This window comes from Ectopseudomonas composti, assembly GCF_001567565.1.
GTDB lineage: Bacteria > Pseudomonadota > Gammaproteobacteria > Pseudomonadales > Pseudomonadaceae > Aquipseudomonas > Aquipseudomonas composti_A.
This window is the reverse complement of the sequence record NZ_LSSW01000032.1, coordinates 1-21,650: the sequence shown is the minus strand read 5'-3', so window position 1 is coordinate 21,650 and position 21,650 is coordinate 1. Positions and strand designations below refer to the sequence as shown.

General features: G+C 63.0%; 22 protein-coding genes and 1 pseudogene. 13 read left to right on the top strand and 10 right to left on the bottom strand.

Translation table 11 applies throughout. The features are described from left to right. Positions 1–122 precede the first annotated feature (122 nt). The 6 genes and pseudogenes from rpe (at position 123) to trpC (ending at position 5,774) form a co-directional block, all read left to right on the top strand. Complete coding sequence (rpe, locus tag PCLY_RS22805; RefSeq protein ID WP_061242602.1) at positions 123–797, top strand: ribulose-phosphate 3-epimerase; 675 nt, start codon at positions 123–125, stop codon at positions 795–797. Continuing rightward, positions 794–1,728, top strand: a pseudogene (locus PCLY_RS22800) (phosphoglycolate phosphatase). The gene rpe and the pseudogene PCLY_RS22800 overlap by 4 nt, the downstream one beginning before the upstream one ends. 66 nt (positions 1,729–1,794) lie before the next feature. After that, positions 1,795–3,285 carry an anthranilate synthase component I gene (trpE, locus tag PCLY_RS22795; protein WP_061242598.1) on the top strand — a complete coding sequence of 497 codons (1,491 nt, stop codon included), beginning with the start codon at positions 1,795–1,797 and terminating at the stop codon, positions 3,283–3,285. A gap of 13 nt (positions 3,286–3,298) precedes the next feature. After that, on the top strand, positions 3,299–3,895 hold the full coding sequence (locus PCLY_RS22790; protein WP_061242597.1) for an aminodeoxychorismate/anthranilate synthase component II: 597 nt from the start codon (positions 3,299–3,301) through the stop codon (positions 3,893–3,895). Beyond that, positions 3,892–4,938, top strand: coding sequence for an anthranilate phosphoribosyltransferase (trpD, locus tag PCLY_RS22785; RefSeq protein ID WP_061242595.1), 1,047 nt, complete (start codon positions 3,892–3,894; stop codon positions 4,936–4,938). Before PCLY_RS22790 ends, trpD begins: the two co-directional genes overlap by 4 nt. Next, entirely contained in the window at positions 4,935–5,774 is an 840-nt protein-coding gene (trpC, locus tag PCLY_RS22780) for an indole-3-glycerol phosphate synthase TrpC (RefSeq protein ID WP_061242593.1), read from the top strand. The genes trpD and trpC overlap by 4 nt, the downstream gene beginning before the upstream one ends. Positions 5,775–5,822: 48 nt before the next feature. Here the strand turns inward: trpC and crp are convergent, their stop codons facing one another. Beyond that, positions 5,823–6,467 carry a cAMP-activated global transcriptional regulator CRP gene (gene crp, locus PCLY_RS22775; RefSeq protein ID WP_037000119.1) on the bottom strand — a complete coding sequence of 215 codons (645 nt, stop codon included), beginning with the start codon at positions 6,465–6,467 and terminating at the stop codon, positions 5,823–5,825. Between the two features lie 236 nt (positions 6,468–6,703). Here crp and PCLY_RS22770 point away from each other — a divergent pair, with 236 nt between their 5' ends. Continuing rightward, a complete protein-coding gene (locus PCLY_RS22770) occupies positions 6,704–7,126 on the top strand; it encodes an OsmC family protein (protein WP_061242591.1) in 423 nt (140 codons plus the stop codon). Positions 7,127–7,175: 49 nt separating this feature from the next. Here the strand turns inward: PCLY_RS22770 and coq7 are convergent, their stop codons facing one another. Both coq7 and PCLY_RS22760 read right to left on the bottom strand, forming a co-directional pair. Further along, entirely contained in the window at positions 7,176–7,823 is a 648-nt protein-coding gene (coq7, locus tag PCLY_RS22765) for a 2-polyprenyl-3-methyl-6-methoxy-1,4-benzoquinone monooxygenase (RefSeq protein ID WP_061242589.1), read from the bottom strand. A 60-nt stretch (positions 7,824–7,883) separates the two neighbouring features. Continuing rightward, positions 7,884–8,717, bottom strand: a complete 834-nt coding sequence (locus PCLY_RS22760) for a formylglycine-generating enzyme family protein (RefSeq protein WP_061242587.1) — start codon at positions 8,715–8,717, stop codon at positions 7,884–7,886. 123 nt (positions 8,718–8,840) lie between these two features. Here PCLY_RS22760 and PCLY_RS22755 point away from each other — a divergent pair, with 123 nt between their 5' ends. Next, positions 8,841–10,322, top strand: a complete 1,482-nt coding sequence (locus tag PCLY_RS22755; protein ID WP_156458647.1) for an AAA family ATPase — start codon at positions 8,841–8,843, stop codon at positions 10,320–10,322. Here PCLY_RS22755 and PCLY_RS22750 read toward each other — a convergent pair whose 3' ends face one another. From PCLY_RS22750 to hemJ, 5 genes are all read right to left on the bottom strand, one after another. Further along, positions 10,323–11,111 carry an SDR family NAD(P)-dependent oxidoreductase gene (locus PCLY_RS22750; RefSeq protein WP_061242583.1) on the bottom strand — a complete coding sequence of 263 codons (789 nt, stop codon included), beginning with the start codon at positions 11,109–11,111 and terminating at the stop codon, positions 10,323–10,325. A 10-nt stretch (positions 11,112–11,121) separates the two neighbouring features. Beyond that, on the bottom strand, positions 11,122–12,090 hold the full coding sequence (locus PCLY_RS22745; protein ID WP_061242581.1) for a DUF805 domain-containing protein: 969 nt from the start codon (positions 12,088–12,090) through the stop codon (positions 11,122–11,124). A gap of 123 nt (positions 12,091–12,213) precedes the next feature. Further along, a complete protein-coding gene (locus PCLY_RS22740; protein WP_061242579.1) occupies positions 12,214–13,476 on the bottom strand; it encodes an alanine racemase in 1,263 nt (420 codons plus the stop codon). Then, complete coding sequence (locus PCLY_RS22735; protein WP_061242578.1) at positions 13,473–14,435, bottom strand: NAD(P)H-dependent flavin oxidoreductase; 963 nt, start codon at positions 14,433–14,435, stop codon at positions 13,473–13,475. The genes PCLY_RS22740 and PCLY_RS22735 overlap by 4 nt, the downstream gene beginning before the upstream one ends. Positions 14,436–14,445: 10 nt before the next feature. Beyond that, a complete protein-coding gene (gene hemJ / locus PCLY_RS22730) occupies positions 14,446–14,874 on the bottom strand; it encodes a protoporphyrinogen oxidase HemJ (protein ID WP_061242575.1) in 429 nt (142 codons plus the stop codon). A gap of 134 nt (positions 14,875–15,008) precedes the next feature. On the opposite strand from hemJ, the gene argC reads away from it, so the two are divergent. The 4 genes from argC to erpA all read left to right on the top strand — a co-directional run bounded on the left by argC (position 15,009) and on the right by erpA (position 17,661). After that, positions 15,009–16,043, top strand: coding sequence for an N-acetyl-gamma-glutamyl-phosphate reductase (gene argC, locus PCLY_RS22725; protein WP_061242573.1), 1,035 nt, complete (start codon positions 15,009–15,011; stop codon positions 16,041–16,043). After that, positions 16,040–16,783, top strand: coding sequence for a DUF6776 family protein (locus PCLY_RS22720; RefSeq protein WP_231740208.1), 744 nt, complete (start codon positions 16,040–16,042; stop codon positions 16,781–16,783). Before argC ends, PCLY_RS22720 begins: the two co-directional genes overlap by 4 nt. Further along, positions 16,773–17,183 (top strand): bactofilin family protein, encoded by a 411-nt coding sequence (locus PCLY_RS22715; protein WP_061242571.1) that lies wholly within the window; start codon positions 16,773–16,775, stop codon positions 17,181–17,183. Before PCLY_RS22720 ends, PCLY_RS22715 begins: the two co-directional genes overlap by 11 nt. Positions 17,184–17,310: 127 nt before the next feature. Next, on the top strand, positions 17,311–17,661 hold the full coding sequence (gene erpA, locus PCLY_RS22710; protein WP_003463426.1) for an iron-sulfur cluster insertion protein ErpA: 351 nt from the start codon (positions 17,311–17,313) through the stop codon (positions 17,659–17,661). A gap of 61 nt (positions 17,662–17,722) precedes the next feature. Here erpA and PCLY_RS22705 read toward each other — a convergent pair whose 3' ends face one another. Together PCLY_RS22705 and PCLY_RS22700 are read right to left on the bottom strand one after the other, a co-directional pair. Beyond that, complete coding sequence (locus tag PCLY_RS22705) at positions 17,723–18,814, bottom strand: anhydro-N-acetylmuramic acid kinase (protein WP_061242569.1); 1,092 nt, start codon at positions 18,812–18,814, stop codon at positions 17,723–17,725. A 3-nt stretch (positions 18,815–18,817) separates the two neighbouring features. Then, entirely contained in the window at positions 18,818–20,245 is a 1,428-nt protein-coding gene (locus PCLY_RS22700) for a peptidoglycan DD-metalloendopeptidase family protein (protein WP_061242568.1), read from the bottom strand. A 210-nt stretch (positions 20,246–20,455) separates the two neighbouring features. On the opposite strand from PCLY_RS22700, the gene tyrS reads away from it, so the two are divergent. After that, the coding region (tyrS, locus tag PCLY_RS22695) for a tyrosine--tRNA ligase (protein WP_061242566.1) at positions 20,456–21,650 on the top strand (1,195 nt) is incomplete at its 3' end.

The window sequence follows — 21,650 nt, the reverse complement described above, 5'->3', positions numbered from 1 at the left end:
TGAAGCGCGTCCCACTCTGCAGGGCTTGCCTGTCCTGGTGCGCCGTCGTCAGGCGGCGCTGCCAGATAGCCTCTGAGCCGTTACAATGCCCGCCACCGTGATCAAGCACTCAGAGGTGCGCCATGCAACCCTTCGCCATCGCCCCGTCGATCCTGTCCGCCGACTTCGCCCGCCTGGGTGAGGAAGTGGATAACGTACTCGCCGCCGGGGCGGACATCGTCCACTTCGATGTCATGGACAACCACTACGTGCCCAACCTGACCATCGGTCCGATGGTCTGCTCGGCGCTGCGCAAGTACGGCATCACCGCACCCATCGACGCGCACCTGATGGTCAAGCCGGTGGACCGCATCATCGGCGACTTCATCGAGGCGGGCGCCTCCTACATCACCTTCCACCCGGAAGCGTCCGAGCACATCGACCGTTCGCTGCAACTGATTAAGGCCGGCGGCGCCAAGGCTGGCCTGGTGTTCAACCCGGCCACGCCGCTGGACGTGCTCAAGTACGTGATGGACAAGGTCGACATGATCCTCCTGATGAGCGTCAACCCCGGTTTTGGTGGGCAGAAGTTCATCCCCGGCACCCTCGACAAGCTGCGCGAGGCCCGCGCGCTGATCGACGCCAGCGGTCGCGAAATCCGTCTGGAGATCGACGGTGGCGTCAACGTGCAGAACATTCGTGAGATCGCCGCAGCGGGCGCCGACACCTTCGTCGCCGGCTCGGCGATCTTCAATCAGCCGGACTACAAGGCCGTGATCGACGCCATGCGCGCCGAACTGGCCCAGGTGCGTGGATGAAACCGCTGCGCGAGCTGTGCGGCGACGAGTTGCCGCGCCTGGTGATGTTCGATCTCGACGGCACGCTGATCGACTCGGTGCCGGATCTGGCCGAAGCCGTCGACCGCATGCTGGTCGAGCTGGGTCGTACGCCGGCCGGTGTCGAGAAGGTTCGCGACTGGGTCGGTAATGGCGCGCGGGTGTTGGTGCGCCGTGCTCTGGCTGGCGGCCTGGATCACGCGGCGGTGGGCGAAGCGGAGACGGAGCAGGCGCTGACGCGTTTTCTCGATATCTACGCCGACTGCCACAGCCTGACCGCGCTCTACCCAGGCGTGCACGAACTGCTTGAGGCTCTCAGCACGGCGGCTGTCGAACTCGCAGTGGTGACCAACAAGCCGGAGCGCTTCGTCGCGCCGCTGCTGGAGCAGGTTGGCCTGGGCGGTTACTTTCGCTGGATCATCGGCGGCGACACCCTGCCGCAGCAGAAACCTGACCCAGCGGCGTTGCTGCAAGTGATGCACCTGGCAGGTGTCGAGGCTGGTCAGTCGCTGTTCGTCGGCGACTCGCGCAACGACGTGCTGGCCGCTCACGCGGCGGGCGTGCCCTGCGTTGCAGTCAGCTATGGCTACAACCATGGCCGGCCGATTGTCGAAGAAAAGCCGAACCTGGTGGTCGATAGCCTCGCCGAGCTGCTCTGACCAGTCTTCAACTGTCGATGGGCTCTTTGTGCTTTTGCAGGAACGGATTTATCCGCGAAATCAGCGATGAATATCGCGGATAGATCCGCTCCCGCCAAGCTATCGCTTTGCCCCGCTTGCAGCGCTTGGCTTGTAGCTGCTACCTTGGCCGCTCTCTTTATTCCCCCGCCTGTCGAGATCGCACCGTGGTGGTTAGCTGCAAACTCTGGATGAAAGTGATCAAGGCCCTGGCCCGTTGGCGCTGGCGCGCCTGATCTCGTCCTGCCGCTGCGCGCGGCCCGTTTGCACCCGACCGTTTTCCCCGAGCCATGAGGCTGATCATGACCCATGAAGAATTTCTGCGTTTAGCCGCTGAAGGCTATAACCGCATTCCCCTGGCCTGCGAAACCCTGGTGGATTTCGACACGCCGCTGTCCATCTACCTGAAACTGGCCGACGCGCCCAACTCCTACCTGCTCGAATCCGTGCAGGGCGGCGAGAAATGGGGCCGCTATTCGATCATCGGCCTGCCGGCGCGCACCGTGCTGCGCGTGCATGGCCATGACGTCGTGGTCAGCACCGACGGCGTCGAGGTCGAGCGCCACCAATGTGCCGACCCGCTGGAGTTCGTCGAGCAGTTCAAGGCGCGCTACAAGGTGCCGACCATCCCCGGCCTGCCGCGCTTTAACGGCGGCCTGGTGGGCTACTTCGGTTACGACAGCGTGCGTTACGTCGAGCCCAAGCTGGCCGCCGGCGTCAATCCCGATGCGCTGGGCACCCCGGACATCCTGCTGATGGTCTCCGACGCCGTGGTGGTATTCGACAACCTGGCCGGCAAGATGCACGGCATCGTTCTCGTCGATCCGGCCCAGGCGGACGCCTTCGAGCAAGGCCAAGCGCGCCTGCGTGAAATCCAGCACAAGCTGCGTCAGCCGATCACTCCGCGCCTGGGTGTGGATCTGTCCGCGCCGCAAGGCGAGGAGCCGGCGTTCCGCTCCAGCTACAGCCAGGGCGACTACGAGGCCGCGGTCAGCTCGATCAAGGATTACATCCTGGCCGGTGACTGCATGCAGGTGGTGATCTCCCAGCGCATGTCGATTCCCTTCCAGGCTGCGCCGATCGATCTGTACCGCGCACTGCGCTGCATCAATCCGACGCCTTACATGTACTTCTTCAACTTCGGCGACTTCCATGTGGTCGGCAGCTCGCCGGAGGTGCTGGTGCGCGTCGAGGATGGCCTAGTCACCGTGCGCCCCATCGCCGGTACGCGCCCGCGTGGCGCCAGCGAAGAAGCGGACAAGGCACTGGAAGAGGATCTGCTGTCAGACGCCAAGGAAGTCGCCGAACACCTGATGCTCATCGACCTGGGCCGTAACGACACTGGCCGCGTGTCGCAGATCGGTTCGGTCAAACTCACCGAGAAAATGGTCATCGAGCGCTATTCCAACGTCATGCACATCGTCTCCAACGTCACCGGCCAGCTCAAGCCTGAGCTGTCGGCGATGGACGCGCTGCGCGCGATCCTGCCGGCCGGCACCCTGTCCGGTGCGCCAAAGATCCGCGCCATGGAAATCATCGACGAACTGGAACCGGTCAAACGCGGCGTCTATGGCGGCGCGGTCGGCTACTACGCCTGGAACGGCAACATGGACACCGCCATCGCCATCCGTACTGCGGTGATCAAGGACGGCGAGCTGCATGTGCAGGCCGGTGCCGGCATCGTTGCCGACTCGGTGCCCGCGCTGGAGTGGGAAGAAACCCTGAACAAGCGCCGCGCCATGTTCCGCGCCGTTGCGCTAGCCGAACAGACTGCCGTCCAGGCCCAGGAATAAGAGGAGCCGTACCATGCTTTTGATGATCGACAACTACGACTCCTTCACCTACAACGTCGTGCAGTACCTGGGTGAGCTGGGTGCCGATGTACGGGTGGTGCGTAACGACGAACTGAGCATCGCCGAGATCGAAGCGCTCAAGCCCGAGCGCATCGTCGTCTCGCCCGGCCCCTGCACGCCGACCGAAGCAGGCGTGTCCATTGAGGCCATCCTGCATTTCGCTGGCAAGCTGCCGATTCTCGGCGTCTGCCTGGGTCACCAGAGCATCGGCCAGGCCTATGGCGGCGACGTGGTACGTGCGCGTCAGGTGATGCACGGCAAGACCAGCCCGGTGTTCCATGAGGACAAGGGCGTGTTCGCCGGCCTCAACAACCCGCTCACCGTGACCCGCTATCATTCTCTGGTGGTCAAGCGCGAAACCCTGCCGGACTGTCTGGAAATCACAGCCTGGACCCAGCATGAAGACGGCTCGGTCGACGAGATCATGGGCCTGCGCCACAAGACTCTGAACGTCGAGGGCGTGCAGTTCCACCCCGAGTCCATCCTCACCGAGCAGGGCCACGAACTGTTCGCCAACTTCCTCAAGCAGACCGGAGGCGTGCGCGCATGAATATCAAGGAAGCCCTCAATCGGATCGTCGCTCAGCTCGATCTGAGCACCGAGGAAATGCAGGCGGTGATGCGCGAGATCATGACCGGCCAGTGCACCGACGCGCAGATCGGCGCTTTCCTCATGGGCATGCGCATGAAGAGCGAGACCATCGACGAGATCGTCGGTGCCGCCAGCGTCATGCGCGAGCTGGCCGCGCCTGTGGTGATCGATGCCGAGCGCCTGGTCGATACCTGTGGCACCGGCGGCGACGGTATGAATATCTTCAATGTCTCCACTGCAGCGGCCTTCGTCGTAGCGGCGGCCGGCGGCAAGGTGGCCAAGCATGGTAACCGCGCGGTCTCCGGCAAGAGCGGCAGTGCTGATCTGCTCGAGGCTGCCGGCGTTTACCTGGGTCTCAAGCCCGAGCAGGTGGCGCGCTGCGTCGAGAGCGTGGGTGTCGGTTTCATGTTCGCTCCGGCCCATCATGGCGCGATGAAGCATGCCATCGGCCCGCGCCGCGAGCTGGGCTTGCGCACCATCTTCAACATGCTCGGCCCGATGACCAACCCGGCCGGCGCCAGGCATCAGGTGATCGGCGTATTCAGCCAGGCGCTGTGCCGTCCTATGGTCGAAGTGCTGCAGCGCCTGGGCAGCGAGCATGTACTGGTGGTGCACGCCCAGGATGGCCTGGACGAGGTCAGCCTGGCCGCGCCGACCTTCATCGCCGAGTTGAACAACGGCGTGGTTTCCGAGTACCGCATCCAGCCGGAGGACTTCGGCATCAAGAGCCAGAGCCTGATCGGTCTGACCGTCGACAACGCCGAGCAGTCGCTGGAGCTGATCCGTGATGCGCTGGGTCGGCGCAAGACCGAAAACGGTCAGAAGGCCGCCGACATGATCGTGCTCAACGCCGGTGCGGCGTTGTATGCCGCCGATCATGCCAGCAGCCTGCGCGAAGGCGTGCAGCTGGCGCATGATGCCCTGCACACCGGCCTGGCGCGCGAGAAGCTGGAAGAGCTGGTGTCCTTTACTGCGGTATTCAAACAGGAGAACGAAGGGTGAGCGTACCAACCGTACTGGAGAAGATCGTCGCCCGTAAGTTCGAGGAAGTGGCGGCGCGCCGTGTTCAGGTCAGCCTGGCCGAGGTCGAGGCCGCCGCGCGTAGTGCCGATGCTCCGCGTGGTTTTACCCGCGCGCTGCAGGAGCAGGCGGCACGCAAGCAGCCGGCGGTGATCGCCGAGATCAAGAAGGCCTCGCCGAGCAAGGGCGTGCTGCGTGCCGACTTCGTCCCCGCCGATATCGCCCGCAGTTACGAGGCAGGTGGCGCCACCTGCCTGTCGGTGCTGACCGACATCGATTTCTTCCAGGGCGCCGATCAGTACCTGCAGCAGGCGCGCGCCGCCTGTGCGTTACCGGTGATCCGCAAGGATTTCATGGTTGATCCGTACCAGATCGTCGAAGCTCGTGCCCTTGGCGCCGACTGCGTGCTGCTGATCGTCTCCTGCCTGGATGACGTGCGCATGGCCGAGCTGGCCTCGGTGGCCAAGGATTTCGGCCTCGACGTGCTGGTCGAGGTGCATGACGGCGATGAGCTGGAACGTGCGCTCAATACCCTGGACACGCCGCTGGTGGGCATCAACAACCGTAACCTGCACACCTTCGATGTCAGCCTGGAAACCACCCTCGACCTGCTGCCGCGCATCCCGCGTGATCGCATGGTGGTGACCGAGAGCGGCATTCTCAATCGCGCCGATGTCGAGCTGATGGAAATCAACGAGGTGTATGCCTTCCTCGTCGGTGAAGCCTTCATGCGTGCGGAAAGTCCGGGCAGCGAATTGCAGCGTCTGTTCTTTCCCGAGCGTGGCCGGCCCGCAGTGATCGGTACCGACCCCGAATAACGCGCATAAAAAAGCCGGCAATCAAGCCGGCTTTTTTGTGGGGCTGGTTCAGCGCGTGCCGAACACCACCATGGTCTTGCCTTTGACGTGCACCAGGCCCTGTTCCTCCAGGGACTTGAGTACGCGACCGACCATCTCGCGCGAGCAACCGACGATGCGGCCGATTTCCTGACGGGTGATCTTGATCTGCATGCCGTCCGGGTGAGTCATGGCGTCCGGCTGTTTGCACAGGTCGAGCAGGGTGCGCGCAACGCGACCAGTGACGTCGAGGAAGGCCAGATCACCGACTTTGCGTGTGGTGTTGCGCAGACGCTCGGCCATCTGACTGCCCAGGGCGAACAGAATGTCCGGGTCCTGCTGGGTCAGTTCGCGGAACTTGGTGTAGCTGATTTCCGCGACCTCGCATTCGGTCTTGGCGCGCACCCAGGCACTGCGTTCCTTCTCCGTGCCTTCTTTTTCGAACAGGCCCATCTCGCCGAAGAAGTCCCCGGCATTGAGGTAGGCAATGATCATTTCCCGGCCGTCGTCATCTTCGATGAGGATGGTGACCGAGCCTTTGACGATGAAGAACAGCGTTTCGCAACGATCGCCCGCATAGATGATGGTGCTTTTGGCGGTGTAGCGGCGGCGATGACAGTGCGCGAGAAGCTTGTCGAGGTTCTTGATTTTAGGTGTAAGGGTGATAGCAACCATGCCCGAGTCCCGGAAAAAATAAATGGTAGGCCTTTGTCCCGCAGGCAATTTCTTATTGGTTATCCGTACCAGTGTGCCAGCAATCCGGCGTCAGCTTAACAGGAGGGGGGGAGGTAGGGCGCGTTTTGCGACCTGAGTAACATAATCCTGGGGAACTTTACCCCATTTAGAGCACATCAGCCTGCAGTTCGCCTGTGCTAATCTGCGGACCTTTTCCACTCTGGGAGCCAAGATCGATGAAAGCGCGTGTGCAATGGGCCGGTGAAGCTCTGTTCCTCGGCGAGTCCGGTAGTGGCCATGCCGTGGTGATGGATGGCCCACCCGAAGCCGGTGGCCGTAACCTCGGCATTCGGCCTATGGAGATGTTGTTGATCGGGCTTGGTGGCTGCAGCAACTTCGATGTAGTGAGTATTTTGCGCAAGGGCCGCCAGCCGGTAGAAAGCTGCGAAGTGTTCCTCGACGCCGAGCGCGCTGGCGAGGAGCCCAAGGTATTCACCAAGATCCACCTGCACTTCGTGGTCAAGGGGCGTGGGTTGAAAGAAGCCCAGGTCAAGCGCGCGGTGGAGCTTTCAGCGGAGAAGTACTGCTCGGCCTCGATCATGCTGGGCCGTGCTGGTGTCGACATCAGCCACGATTACGAAATCATCGAGCTGGGCTGAACAGCTTCGCTGCAGACGACAAGGGCGCCGATTGGCGCCCTTGTTCGTTTCAGATGCGGTAGGTGCTCTTGGTCATGACCTTCGACAGCAAGGTCATGCCAAATTTGACAGGCGCCGGGAAGCGCACGCCGCCAGCGGCCATTGCGCTATTGGCATGCTGCTGTTCGTCGACGCGCATCTGTTCGAGGATGGCCCGTGACTTGGCGTCGTGTTCGGGCAGTTGCTCCAGGTGCTCGTCCAGGTGCTTGCACACCTGATCTTCGGTGGCGGCGACGAAGCCAAGGCTGACCCGATCACTGACCAGACCAGCGACGGCACCAACCCCGAACGACAGGCCGTAGAACAGCGGATTCAGTACGCTCGGGTGGCTGCCGAGTTCACGAATGCGTTGCTCGCACCAGGCCAGGTGGTCGGTTTCCTCATCGGCCGCATGCTCCATGGCGCTGCGCACCTCCGGCAGTTTGGCAGTCAGTGCCTGGCCTTGGTAGAGGGCCTGGGCGCAGACTTCGCCGGTGTGGTTGATGCGCATCAGGCCGGCGACATGACGGGACTCATCACTGCTCATCTCGCTCTCGTTCTGCACGATGGCGGGCGAGGGACGACCCGAGGCGCCGCTGAAGGGCAGCAGGGTGCGCAGGGCGGCATCGGCCTGCAGCAGCAGGCGGTCGACGGGGGAATACTGGCGTTCGCTGGCCATGGGGCACCTCCGGGTGGAACGACGCCCTAGTCTACTGCAAAGTTGCGCGAGCGTCCGCGCTCAGGGCAGCTCGCGCAGCACGCGAAACCCCAGGGCATAGTCGCGATGATGCGGTTGCTTGAGGTCGCGCATGCTGCTGCGCAGGTAGACCGGGCCGCTGTTCCAGGCGCCGCCGCGCACCACGCGCGGGCTATTGTCGAGCAGGGCGGCGCTCTGTGTTTCGCTGCCGTCGAAGTGCTGGGTGAAGTTCGAGGCCGTCCACTCCCAGACATTGCCTGCCGTGTCGTACAGGCCGAAGCCATTGGCCGGAAACTGACCGACGGCCGCCGTCTTGTTGCGCAGCAGGCGTGAGCTGGCGCAACCACGGCAATGAGCACGAGGTGCCCGTTCATCGCTGTCGAGTTCCTCGCCCCACCAGTAGTAGCTGTGGCTGCCGCCGCGTGCGGCATATTCCCATTCGGCTTCGGTGGGCAGGCGATAACGCGCGCCAGTCTCGCGTGACAGCCACTGGGCGTAGGCGTGAGCGTCGCGCCAGGACACGTGGATCACCGGACGCTGAGCGGAAAGGCCCCAACCTTCGTTGTCGGGCATGGGCAGCTTGTTGGCTTCGGCATATTTCTGCCAGTCGGCGAAGGTGACTTCGTAGCGGCCCATGGCGAAAGGTTGGGCGAAGACGATGGTACGCGGTGGGCGCTCGTTGTCGTTGCCGCGACCGCTGGCATCGCCCAGGCGAAACTCGCCGGCGGGTATAACCACCATGTCGGGGCCTTGGCCGCCGCCGGGCAGCGGATCGCTGATGATCTCGGTGGCGACTGCCGGTCGGTTCGCCAGTAGGACGCTGGCAGTGATGGCAATGGCGGCGACTGTCACGCGGTGCGCTTTCAGCACTTGCACGGCGCGAGGCCTCCGGCGACGATCTGCGTGTTCAGACGGTCCATGCTGTGAGCTCCCGATTCTGCTAAACCGCGGATGGTAACCCTGCTTGCCTGGCTGGCCAAACTTCACAAGGAGCGGGTGTTGAAGAACGATATTCATGATCTTGGCCTGGTGCTGGATTCCAAGGTCAAACTGGTGGTCATCGAGTCCTGGGATGAATTGCGCGTGCTGGAAACCCTGACCGGTCTGGCAGTCAGGCGCGGTCTCGGCCTGCATACCTGGTCGGTCACCGAAGGTTTGCAGCGCCTGGGCTTCGGTGGGGCGCCGGTGGACGAGTCGCCAACCCTGGAGCCGGAGGCGGCGCTGCGCTTGATCAAGGCCGATCCGCAGCCGAACCTCTACGTGATGTGCGACTTGCATCCTTTCCTCGATGACAACCCTCGGCTGGTGCGTTTGCTCAAGGAAATCGCCATGAGCGAGGCGGCGCACAAGCCGACGCTGGTGCTGGTGTCGCATGCGCTCAAGCTGCCGGCCGAAGTGCAGCGTTTCGCCGCCCGCTTCAGTCTCGCGCTGCCGTCGGAGGACGAACTGCTGAGCATCGTGCGTGACGAGGCGACGCGCTGGAGCGAGGGCAATCGCGGGGCGCGGGTACGCACCGACAACCGGACGCTGCAGCAGGTGGTGAAGAACCTGCGCGGCCTGAGTCATGCCGAGGCGCGAGCGCTGGCGCGCAACGTCATTTGCGATGACGGGGCGATCACTCAGGAGGACATCCCCGAGCTAAACAAGACCAAGTTCCAACTGCTGGATCTGGAGGGCGTGCTCAGTTTCGAGTACGACACGGCGCGTTTTGCCGAAGTCGGCGGGCTGGTCAATCTCAAGCGCTGGTTGGGCGAGCGCCAGGCCGGTTTTCTCGAAGGCAAGCTGATGGATGCGCCGAAAGGCGTGATGCTGGTGGGCGTGCAGGGCGGCGGCAAGAGTCTGGCCGCCAAGGCCGTAGCGGGACTCTGGGGCCTGCCGCTGCTGCGTCTGGATTTTGCCTGCCTGTACAACAAGTTCTTTGGCGAGACCGAGCGCAACCTGCGCGAGGCGCTGCGTCTGGCTGAACAGATGGCGCCCTGCGTGCTGTGGATGGACGAAGTGGAGAAGGGCCTGGCCAGCGGTGACCATGACGGCGGCGTCAGCCAGCGCGTACTCGGCACGCTGCTGACCTGGATGGCCGAGCGCAAGGCGCCGGTGTTCGTCGTCGCCACGGCCAACGCCATCGACCGCCTGCCTCCGGAGCTGGTGCGCAAAGGGCGTTTCGATGAGTTGTTCTTCGTCGACCTGCCCAGTGCCGAGGTGCGTGCCGAGATCTTCCGTATCCACCTGCAGCGCCGCGAGCTCGAGCCTGCCGGTTTCGATCTGGCGCAACTGGCAGCGGCCAGTGAGGGGTATTCCGGAGCTGAGATCGAGCAGGCGGTGGTCAGCGCGCTGTACGCCGGTCAGGCGCAACAGCAGGCGGTCGATCAGTCGCTGGTGCTGCGCGCGCTGCAGGGCACCGCGCCGCTGTCGGTGGTGATGGCCGAGCGTCTGGCTGCGTTGCGCGCGTGGGCGGATGGGCGAACGGTCAACGCGGGTTGATCAGGCGCCGGTGAAGGGGCGGGTCAGGCGGGCGCTAAGCTTACGCACCAGCCAGCGTGGTGCCAGGCGCGGGCTCAGGGCCAGCAGGCGGTTGCGCCAGCCGGGGATGATGATGGCGCGGTTCTTTTCCAGCGCGCGAACGGTGATCAGTGCGACTTCCTCGGCGCTCATCATCAGCTTGCTGCCAGCCAGGCGCGTGACGTCCATCTGCGCCGCGCGGAAGAAGGCGCTGTGCGTCGGCCCCGGGCAGAGTACCGACACGCGCACGCCGCGACCCTTCAGCTCCTCGCGCAGCCCCTCGGAAAAGTGCAGCACATAGGCCTTGCTGGCGTAGTAGCTGCTCATCCAAGGGCCTGGCTGGAAGGCGGCAAGCGAGGCGACGTTGAGGATCTGCCCGGCTCCGTGCTCGGCCATGCGCTGGCCGAGTGCGTGGCTTAGGCGGGTCAGTGCCAGCACATTGACCTCCAACTGCTCCTGCTCGCGGCTCCAGTCCTGTTCGAGGAAGGCACCAGCACAACCCAGACCGGCGTTGTTCACCAGCAGGTCGACGTGCCACTGACCTTCTTCCAGCTCCAACAGCAGGCCAGATAACTGCAACGGCTCGCTCAGGTCGCAGAGGCGAAACAGCACCTCGACGCCGAAGCGCTGGGCCAGTTCGTAGGCAATGCTTTCCAGGGCGTCACGTCGGCGCGCCACCAGGATCAGATTGCGCCCCCGGCGCGCCAGGGCTTCGGCCAGGGCCAGGCCGATGCCGCTGGAGGCGCCGGTGATCAGTGCATAGCTGCGCATGGTCGGGGGATTACTGCTCCTGATACTCGCTGGCGCGCTCTACATAGCCCTGATACTGAGGAATGGCGATGGCGGCGACGATGCCGGTCACTGGTACCAGCAGGAACAACCAGGCCAGTAACTTGACGCCAGTGCTGTTCGGCGGTGGCGGTGGGCCGTAACGGTTGACACCCTGGGTGCCGGGGATGATCAGCATCAGCAGGGCGAAGACGCTGCCGACGAATGGCACGAAATTGAGCAGCCACAGCCAGCCAGACCAGCCCATATCGTGCAGGCGCTGAACGCCGATGAACACGCCGATCACGATCATGGCGATCACCGCGACGCCCAGTATCAGGGTGCCCAGAACGCTGGACATGGCCGAGGCACCGGCAAACAGCAGCATCAGTGGCAGCATGCACAGCAGCATGGCCATGGTCCAGCCCAGATAGCGCACGCGGCCTATACGGCCGTTGACGCTGAATACCTTGAGTTCGCAGTATTGCGGTAACTGCTCGGCGACGCTGGCCTGCGGCGGTGCATAGGGCGATGCCGCAGCCGCAACTGGGGCGGAGGCTGGCGCGGGCGCGGTTTCGGTCAGCTGCGCCTGGCGCGCGAGGTATTTCTCGATGATGATGCCGCAGGCGGAACACTCGGCCGCCTTGGCCTGTTCATGGCCGCATTTCGGGCAGGTCATGGTGGGGGCCGCGGCCTGTTCGGCCTGCACGGTTTCCGCTTCGGTCGGCACCAGGCTGAGGTTGGCTGTCTGGTCCAGCTCCTTGCGCACTTTTGCACCGGCCTTCTGTAAGGCGGTCAGATACTGCTCAGCCTCGCTTTCGCCCAGATCACGCTTGAGTGCCACCGGGGCTCCGCTGAACAAGCTGTCGATGCGAGCAAGGTCGCTCTTGAACAGGCGGGCCAGGTTGGTCTTGACCGTTTCCAACGAGGCCTCGGGCATCAGTTGGCCGTCGAACACTATCTTGTAGCGCGGTTGATTCATGCGAGCTTCCTTGTCGGCGGAAGGGGAGTGAGTGAAGTGCCCGTTCAGCAGCAGGCGAGGCGTAAGCCTAGAGTGCCGCGAGGCCAATATACAAGCGGCCTGAAGCGCAGGGGCGGAGCATTTTCAGGCGTTGCCTATTGTGCTCCAGCGGCCGACCAGCTGGCCGCGGCGTAGTAGACGTATTTCGCCGAAATCACCCAGCAATCCTTCGCTGAGCGCAGGGCGCAGAAATACCCAGTCCTGAGTGCTGAGTTGCGTGCCGCGGCTGCCGATCAGGCGTTCCTGATTGGCGCTGCGGCCGTATAGCTCGTCGTAGTCGAGCCCTGCGGGGGAAATCGGCTGCGCCGGCCAGCGGCCGCCGTAGAGGTAATAGGCGTTCTGCCGGTTGGGGTTCCAGGCTTCGAGCACCGGCTGTAGCGGCTGCAGGTAGGGCAGGGCGCCCTTGACGGCCTTGAGCACCGGGCTGGCGATCCATAGCCCCGGCTGATGCGCCTGCAGCAGTGGCGTGTCGAACTCTGCCGGCTTGAGCAGTGCAGAGCCGACGGCGACTTCATTGAGCGCGCTGTTCTGCTGGACGTGCAGCGGGTAGGTCAGACTGCCGCCGCCGTTGAGCAGCGCTTCCTTCGGCCAGAGCCCGGTGAATGCCTGCGCGCTAGCGATGAACTGGCGGTAGCGTGCATCCGCCTCATTGAATGCCTGGGTCTGGCTTTGCCAGATTGGGTTGTGGGCGACATGGGCGTCATACCCCATGAGCCCTTGCAGCTGCAGAGTCGGCAGTTGGCGCAGCTGATGCAGCGCCTGCGTCAGAGCCTGTGGCGTGGCGAAGCCGCCACGCTCGAGGCCGATGTCGATTTCCAGTGCGATACGCAGCGGCCGACCCAGCGCCTTGGCCAGTTCGGCGTAGTGCAGCAGGCGCTGCTGGCTGTCGATCAGCCAGGTCACCTGGCGGCCGGGAGCGAAATCCAAATGGTGCGGCAACTGGCGATAGAAGTTCAGCGCCGCCGCGACCGGCATGGGCTTGCCGAGCAGCAGGTCGGCCTGGGGAAAGTTTCTTGCCAGGTGATCCAGCTGCGGCTGATTGAAGACCATGAAACGCTGGGTTTGCAGATGCTTGGCCAGGTACTCCAGCAGGCCGGTGCTGGCCAGCGACTTGGCGACCAGGCGCAGCTGCAGGCGGCCGGCGAGCCGAGTCGCCAGCAGGTCGGCATTGGCGTCGAGTCGGTCGAGGTCGAGCAGCAGGGTTGGTGCACCCTCGCTGTCGCGTTGCAGCTGTCGATTGAGCGCGGCGAAGTAGGCGTCATGTGCCTGCCCCCGGTCATGCGGACGCAGCGCCCAGCCGCCAAGCAGGCCCAGCGCTCCCAGACCGAGCAGGTGACGGCGTTTCATCGTGGCCAGCGTTGTCCCAGTCGCTGGCTGCGTGTCAGCGCGGCGCGGTATTCGCGGTCGAGTCGCGCCACCAGCTCTTGCACCGAGGGCAGATCGTCGATGCCGCCGACGCCCTGGCCGGCCGACCAGACGGTCTTCCAGGCCTTGGCCTCGTCGTCCACCGGCTTGAGTTTTTCGCCGTAGTTGACGTCGGCCTTGTTCTGCAGCTGCTTCAGGTCATAGCCGGCCCGCTCCAGACTCTGGCGCATGAAGCTCGCGGGGATGCCGGACACTGCCGGCGTGTGGATGATATCGGCGGCCTGGGCACCGAGAATCATCGCCTTGTAGTCGGCCGATGCGTTGTTCTCGGTAGTGGCGATGAAGCGTGTACCCATATAGGCGAGATCGGCTCCGAGTAGTTGGGCAGCGAGAATCTCATGGCCGTGGTTGAGGCAGCCGGACAGCAGCACGGTCTTGTCGAAGAACTGACGAATCTCCGCCAGCAGCGCGAAGGGGCTCCAGGTGCCGGCATGGCCGCCGGCACCGGCGGCCACGGCAATCAGGCCGTCCACGCCGGCTTCGGCGGCCTTTTCCGCATGGCGGCGAGTGGTCACGTCATGGAACACCAGGCCGCCATAGCTGTGTACGGCGTCGACCACTTCCTTCACCGCGCCCAGGCTGGTGATGACGATAGGCACGCGGCGTTCCACGCAGATGGCCAGGTCCGCCTGCAGGCGTGGGTTGCTGTGGTGAACGATCAGATTGACGGCATAAGGTGCGGCGTCAGTCGTGAGGCTGGCTGCGATCTCTTCGAGCCAGGCGCAGAAGCCGGCACTGTCTCGCTGATTCAATGCCGGGAAACTGCCGACGATGCCACTGTTGCAGCAGGCGCTGACCAGCGCCGGGTTGGACACCAGAAACATCGGTGCAGCCACCAGGGGCAGACGCAGGCGTTGTTCGAGCAGGGCAGGCAGAGACATGGCGAACTCCTCAGAAGGGGCGGACGACGACCAGAATGACGATGCCCAGCAGGGCCAGCACCGGCGCTTCGTTGAACCAACGATAGAACACGTGACTGCGGCTGTTCCCGCCGCGGGCAAAACGTTTGAGCTGAGCGCCGCACAGGTGGTGATAGATCACCAGCGCCACGACCAGCGTGAGCTTGGCGTGCATCCAGCCTTGCGTGAGGTAGTACGCCGAATTGAGGCTGAGCAACCAGATACCCAGACCCAGCGTGGCGATCATCGACGGGATCATGATGCCGCGATACAGCTTGCGCTCCATGATGCAGAAGCGTTCGTGGCTGGCCGCGTCACTGCTCATGGCGTGATAGACGAACAGGCGCGGCAGGTAGAACAGGCCGGCGAACCAACAGACCATGGCGATGATGTGCAGAGCCTTGAGCCAGAGATAGAGCATTTTCGCTTCCCACGCTGAAAAATGGCCTCGATAGTAGAGGCTGCTGATGGCTGGCGTCACCTCCGTGGTTGGAGCTTGGCCGATGCGGCTTTATCATCGGCAGCTTTCCAATGGCTTTTGCAAAGGGGCATGTGATGATCAAGGTCGGTATCGTCGGCGGCACGGGCTACACGGGTGTCGAACTGCTGCGTCTGCTGGCGCAACATCCGCAGGCAGAGGTGACGGTGATCACTTCCCGCTCCGAAGCCGGCCTGCGCGTCGATGAGATGTATCCCAACCTGCGCGGCCACTATCCGGATCTCGCCTTCAGCGTCCCGGATGTCGCCACGCTGGGTGCCTGCGATGTGGTGTTCTTCGCCACTCCGCACGGTGTGGCGCATGCCCTGGCCGGCGAGCTGCTGGCTGCGGGAACGCGAGTGATCGACCTGTCCGCCGACTTCCGCTTGCAGGACGCCGAGGAGTGGGCCAAGTGGTACGGCCAGCCGCACGGCGCGCCCGAGTTGCTGAGCGAGGCGGTGTACGGGCTGCCCGAGGTCAATCGCGAGGCGATCAAGACGGCGCGTCTGATCGCCGTGCCCGGCTGCTATCCGACTGCCGCTCAGCTCGGACTGATCCCGCTGCTCGAGGCCGGGTTGGCGGATGCAGGTAGCCTGATCGCCGATTGCAAGAGCGGCGTCAGCGGCGCTGGCCGTGGCGCCAGTGTCGGCTCGCTGTTCTGTGAGGCCGGCGAGAGCATGAAGGCGTACTCGGTCAAGGGGCACCGCCACCTTCCGGAAATTCGCCAGGGGCTGCGCCAGGCGGCGGGCAATGATGTCGGCCTGACCTTCGTCCCACACCTGACGCCAATGATTCGCGGCATCCACGCGACCCTCTATGCGCGCGTGGCCGATACCTCGGTCGATCTGCAGGCGCTGTTCGAGAAGCGCTACGCCGGCGAGCCTTTCGTCGACGTGATGCCGGCCGGCAGCCATCCGGAAACCCGTAGCGTGCGCGGCGGCAACGTATGCCGCATCGCCGTGCACCGTCCACAGGGCGGCGACCTGGTGGTGGTGTTGTCGGTGATCGACAATCTGGTCAAGGGCGCCTCTGGTCAGGCCGTGCAGAACATGAACATTCTCTTCGGTCTCGACGAGCGCCTCGGCCTGTCGCACGCGGCCCTGTTGCCGTGACACCGGGCTGGGAGGTTCGCCTCAGCGATCCGCGTAGCGAGCGCAGGCGCCGCTGGCGTCTGTTGCTGCTGGTGCTGTGCATCCCGCTGGCTTTTGCCCTGGGTTGGTATTGGCCGCAGGCGCAGCCGCAGCAGACGTCCGAGGAGGCACATGCACTGCTGACCCGCGTTGCCGAGCAGGAGCAGGAGCTGGAGCTGTTGCGCCAGCGCCTGGCCGTTGTCGGCAGTAGCGACAAGGTCACCCAGCAGGCCATGGAGCAGAACCGACAGACCATCAAGCTGCTGGAGGAACAGATCTTCAAGCAGCAACAGGACCTGGCCTTCTACAAAGGCGTGCTGGCGCCTGCCAGTCGTCGCGAAGGCCTGCGCATCCGCACCTTCGAGCTGCAAGCCACGGACGTGCCGCAGCGCTTTCGCTACAAGTTGCTGATGAGCCGAGTCGGTGCCAGTGATGAGGCATTGCAGGGGCGCTTGCGTATCACCGTGGAAGGTCAGCAGAACGGCAAACCGGCGACGTTGGAACTGGCGGCGCTTTCAGAGCAGGTGAGCGAGAGCAGCATTCCGTTCTCCTTCAAGCACTTCCAGTCTTTCCCCGGAGCCGGCCGCTTCGGCGAACTGCAGCTGCCTGATGGCTTCGAGCCGCGCCAGGTCAAGGTTCAGGCAGAGGTCCAGGGCGACAAGCCGCTGAGCCGTACATTTGAATGGATAAAAACAGGAGCGATAGCCACCCATGTGGAGTAAAGACAAGACCAAACCCGACTTGCAGCGCTTCAGCGGCAAGACCAGCCTGATCGCCGCTGGTGCCGAGCTGGTAGGCGACATGCGCTTCCAGGGCGCCGTGCAGGTGGATGGTCGGGTCAGCGGTAATCTGCTGGCCACCGAGGGGCTGGTACGCGTCAGTGTTGGTGGCGTAGTTGAAGGCGAGATACGTGCCCCCCATATCGTGATCGACGGAGAGGTCAATGGTGATGTGTTCGCCACTGGTCATCTGGAGTTGGGCGCCCGTTCGCGGGTACGCGGCAACCTGCATTACGGCCTGATGGAAATGGCCAGGGGGGCGCAGATCGAAGGGCGTCTCTGCCACCTCAAGGATGGCGAGCGACCGCTCGAGCTTCCGGCTGCGCTGGAAGTCGAGCAATAGTTGACCAATTTTGTAGGGCAAGCGGATAATGCGCGTCTAGCAGGCTGTCGTTGTCGACGGCCAGGCACGCAGGTTGTTTTCATGACCCTGCTAACGCAGTGTGGCGCATGGCGCCGGGAGTTATAGCATGAGCGTCGAAACCTTCACCCCTGCCCCCTTGCACTTCACCCAAGGCGCGGCCAGCAAGGTGAAGAATCTGGTCGATGAAGAGGGTAATCCGCGCCTGAAGCTGCGCGTGTTCGTCACGGGCGGTGGTTGCTCGGGTTTCCAGTACGGCTTCACCTTCGATGAGGATGTGGCCGAAGATGACACCATCGTCGAACGCGAGGGTGTGAGCCTGGTGGTCGATGCCATGAGCTTCCAGTACCTGGCGGGCTCCGAGGTCGACTATCAGGAAGGGTTGGAAGGTTCGCGCTTCGTGATCAAGAACCCCAACGCCACCACCACCTGTGGTTGCGGCTCGTCCTTCTCGATCTGAGGCCTGGCCTGGCAAGAAACGCCGCGCACTATGCGCGGCGTTTTCGTTTGTGCGCAGTGCTTCAGGCCGGATAGATGGCGCCGAGTACGCGCAGGCCTCTGGCGCCTGTCACGCTCGGACGATTGCCGGCAATACCTTCCAGTGCGCAATGGGCCAGCCAGGCGAAAGCCATGGCTTCGACCCAGTCCGGATCTACGCCTTCAGCCTCGGTGCTGCTCACCTGGGTGTTACTCAGCATTTTGCTCAGGCGCTTCATCAGACAGGCATTATGGGCGCCGCCGCCGCACACCAGCAGGACGTCTGTATGTGCCTGTACGTTGCGCAAGGCGGTGACAATGCTGCATGCGGTGAGCTCGACCAGCGTGGCCTGGACGTCCTCGCTGGGCAGCGCCGGAAGGGCTTGTAGGTGGCCAAGCAGCCACTCGAGGTTGAACAGTTCGCGGCCTGTACTTTTCGGGCCCTGAGTGGCGAAGAACGGGTCGCTCAGCAGTCGCGCCAGCAACTCGGGCTGCACCTTACCGCTGGCTCCCCAGGCGCCGTCACGGTCATAGGTCAGACCCTGGCAATGCTGAATCCAGGCATCGAGCAGCACGTTACCGGGGCCACTGTCGAATCCCAGAACGTCCTTTCCGGGGGACAGCAGGCTGAGGTTGCTGAAGCCGCCGACATTCAGCACGGCGACCTGGCGCTGACTGCTGCCGAACAGATCATGATGAAAGGCGGGCACCAAGGGGGCGCCTTGGCCGCCAGCGGCTACATCGCGACGACGAAAATCGCCGACCACGCAAATGCCGGTGAGCTCGGCCAGTAGTGCCGGGTTGCCGATCTGAATGGTGAAGCCGCGTGCGGGTTCATGGCGCACGGTCTGGCCGTGGCTGCCTATGGCGCGAATCTGTTGTGCGGTCAGGTTCTGTTGCAGCAATAGCTCGTTGATAGCGGCGGCAGCTAGCTCGACCCAGTGCTGTTCGGCAATGGCCGCCCGAGCCAGCTCGTCATCGCCCGAGGCGCACAGCGCCAGCAGCTCGCAACGCAGCTGTTCTGGCATGGGGCGGTAGAGTGTGGCGATCAGCTTGGGGCGCTGACCCTGATCGATCAGCGCGATGTCCAGTCCGTCCAGGCTGGTACCGGACATCACGCCAATATAGAGAGGCATGGCTTACTGCTGATTAGCGGCCAGCATGGTGGCTTTTTCCTGGTCCATACGTGCCATCAGCGGTTTGCTGAGCTGCATGAAGCGCTGCTTCTCGCTCGCAGCGATCGGATCTGCCATCGGCAGCTTCTGGCTGAGTGGGTCGACGTGGACACCATTGACCTGGAACTCATAGTGCAGGTGAGGTCCGGTGGACAGGCCGGTAGTGCCGATGTACCCGATGATCTGCCCCTGCTTGACGTTGACGCCGTTACGAACACCTTTGGCAAAGCCCTGCATGTGTGCGTAGAGAGTGCGATAGCGCTGACCATGCTGGATGATCACGGTATTGCCGTAACCACCATTGCGGCCTGCCAGCATTACTCGTCCATCACCTGCCGCTTTGATCGGCGTGCCGCGCGGAGCTGCATAGTCGACGCCTTTGTGCGCGCGGATCTTGTTCAGGATCGGGTGCTTGCGACCGGTGGAAAAGCGCGAGCTGATACGAGCGAAGTCCACTGGCGTGCGAATGAAGGCCTTGCGCATGCTTTCGCCATCGGCGCTGTAGTAGCTGGTGGTGCCTTGTTTGCTGGTGTAGCGCACGGCGGTGTAGGTCTTGCCGCGGTTGGTGAAGCGCGCGGAGAGAATGTCGCCAGTGCCGACGCGTTTGCCGTTCACCACCTTCTCTTCATAAATGACTTCGAACTCGTCGCCTTCGCGAATATCCATGGCGAAATCGATGTCGTAGCCGAATACGTTGGCCAGCTCCATGGTCAGGTTATGCGACAGCCCGGCACGCTTGGCCGAGAGAAACAGCGAGCTGTTGATCACGCCGCGGCTGTAGGCCGTGACCACTTCCGGCTTGACCTGGTCGCGCTGGAAGTCGAAACCCTTGTCGGTGCGGCTGAGGCGGATGGTTTCCAGGTCGCTGAGCTTGCTCTGCAGGCTCTTGAGCTTGCCTTCTTCGTTCAGTTCGAAGTCCAGCACCTGGCCGACTTTGAGGCGACTGAACTGCTTCGCGTCTTTGCTGCTATTGAGCGCTTCATGCAGGTCGTTGGCATTCAGGCCAACCTTGGCAAACACGGTAGAAAGCGTGTCGCCGTTACTGACCGTGATGTTGTGGTGGTTGGGATCGGAGGGAGGAGTGGTGTCGGCTGTTTCTAAGGAGGCTTCGTCAGCGTCTTCTGCGCTGTTATCGGCGGTGTCGGTGCCTTGCTCGATATCGGCGAATGGCGAGGCGGCACCTGGGACTGGCAATCCCGCTCGGAGATCGTCCTTTTCCTGCAGGACCATCTCGGCATCGTTGCCCAGATCAAGGTCGAGGAAGGTCTTCTGCGCTTCGACTTCACGCGAAGGAAACACCAGCAGAGCCAGGCTAAGCAGCGCGGCAACGCCGCTCGCTGCCAGAATATGGGATTTTGGATAGAGTGGCGGCGCTTTAGATGTAGAGGTCATAGGGCTGCTTTTGAAGTGAAAAGGCGAAAATTAAAAGAAGAGCATGATGAATATGCACTAACTGTATAAAATATAACCAAAACCGCCCTGAGGCAACCCTGCAGACAATCATCGACGCCTGGGTTGTCTCACGCTGAGCAAAACTTGTGATTTGTCGGCGTTCTTGTATGGTTGGTTCCCTTTCTGAATACGGTTATTGCGAGTCATTTTATGAAGTCGGTTGAAGAGCAGCTGGCGCTGATCAAGCGCGGTGCGGAAGAGGTTCTGGTTGAGGCTGAGCTGATCGAAAAGCTCAAGCGTGGTCAGCCGCTGCGGATCAAGGCGGGTTTCGACCCTACTGCGCCGGACCTGCATCTCGGTCACACCGTGCTTATTAATAAGCTGCGCCAGTTCCAGGAGCTCGGTCACCAGGTGGTCTTCCTTATTGGTGACTTCACCGGGATGATCGGTGATCCGAGTGGCAAGAGCGCTACCCGTCCGCCGCTGACTCGCGAGCAGGTGCTGGATAACGCCGAGACGTATAAACAGCAGGTCTTCAAGATCCTCGACCCGGCCAAGACCGAAGTCGCCTTCAATTCTACCTGGATGGATCAGCTGAAACCGGCTGACTTCATTCGTCTGGCCTCGCAGTACACGGTGGCGCGCATGCTCGAGCGCGATGACTTCGACAAGCGCTACACCAGCAATCAACCCATTGCTATTCATGAGTTCCTCTACCCCTTGGTGCAGGGCTACGACTCCGTGGCGCTGAAGGCTGATGTCGAGCTGGGTGGCACCGATCAGAAGTTCAACCTTCTGATGGGGCGCGAGCTGCAGCGCGCCTATGGCCAGGAGTCTCAGTGCATCGTCACCATGCCGTTGCTGGAAGGTCTCGATGGCGTGAAGAAGATGTCCAAGTCGCTGGGCAACTACGTCGGTATTCAGGAAGCGCCGGGCGTGATGTACAACAAGCTCGTCTCCATGCCCGATGCGCTGATGTGGCGTTACTTCGAGCTGCTCAGCTTCCGTTCCATGGAAGAGATCGAGCAGTTCAAGCGTGACGTCGAGCAGGGTGCGAATCCGCGTGACATCAAGATCAAGCTGGCTGAAGAGCTCGTTGCGCGTTTCCATGGTGAGGAGGCGGCTGCCAATGCACACCGCTCCGCTGGCAATCGCATGAAAGATGGCGAGCTGCCGGAGGACCTGCCGGAGGTCGAGCTGGCGTCTGCTGAAGATATGCCGATCTCATCCGTCCTTAATAAGGCAGGTCTGGTGAAGAACGCTGCGGTTGCTCGTGACCTGCTGGGTTCGGGTGGTGTGCGCGTCGACGGTGAAGTGGTCGATCGCGGCTTCCTGTTCAAGGTGGGTTCGAGCCATGTCTGTCAGGCGGGCAAGAAGGCCTTTGCGCGCATCACGCTCAAAGCCG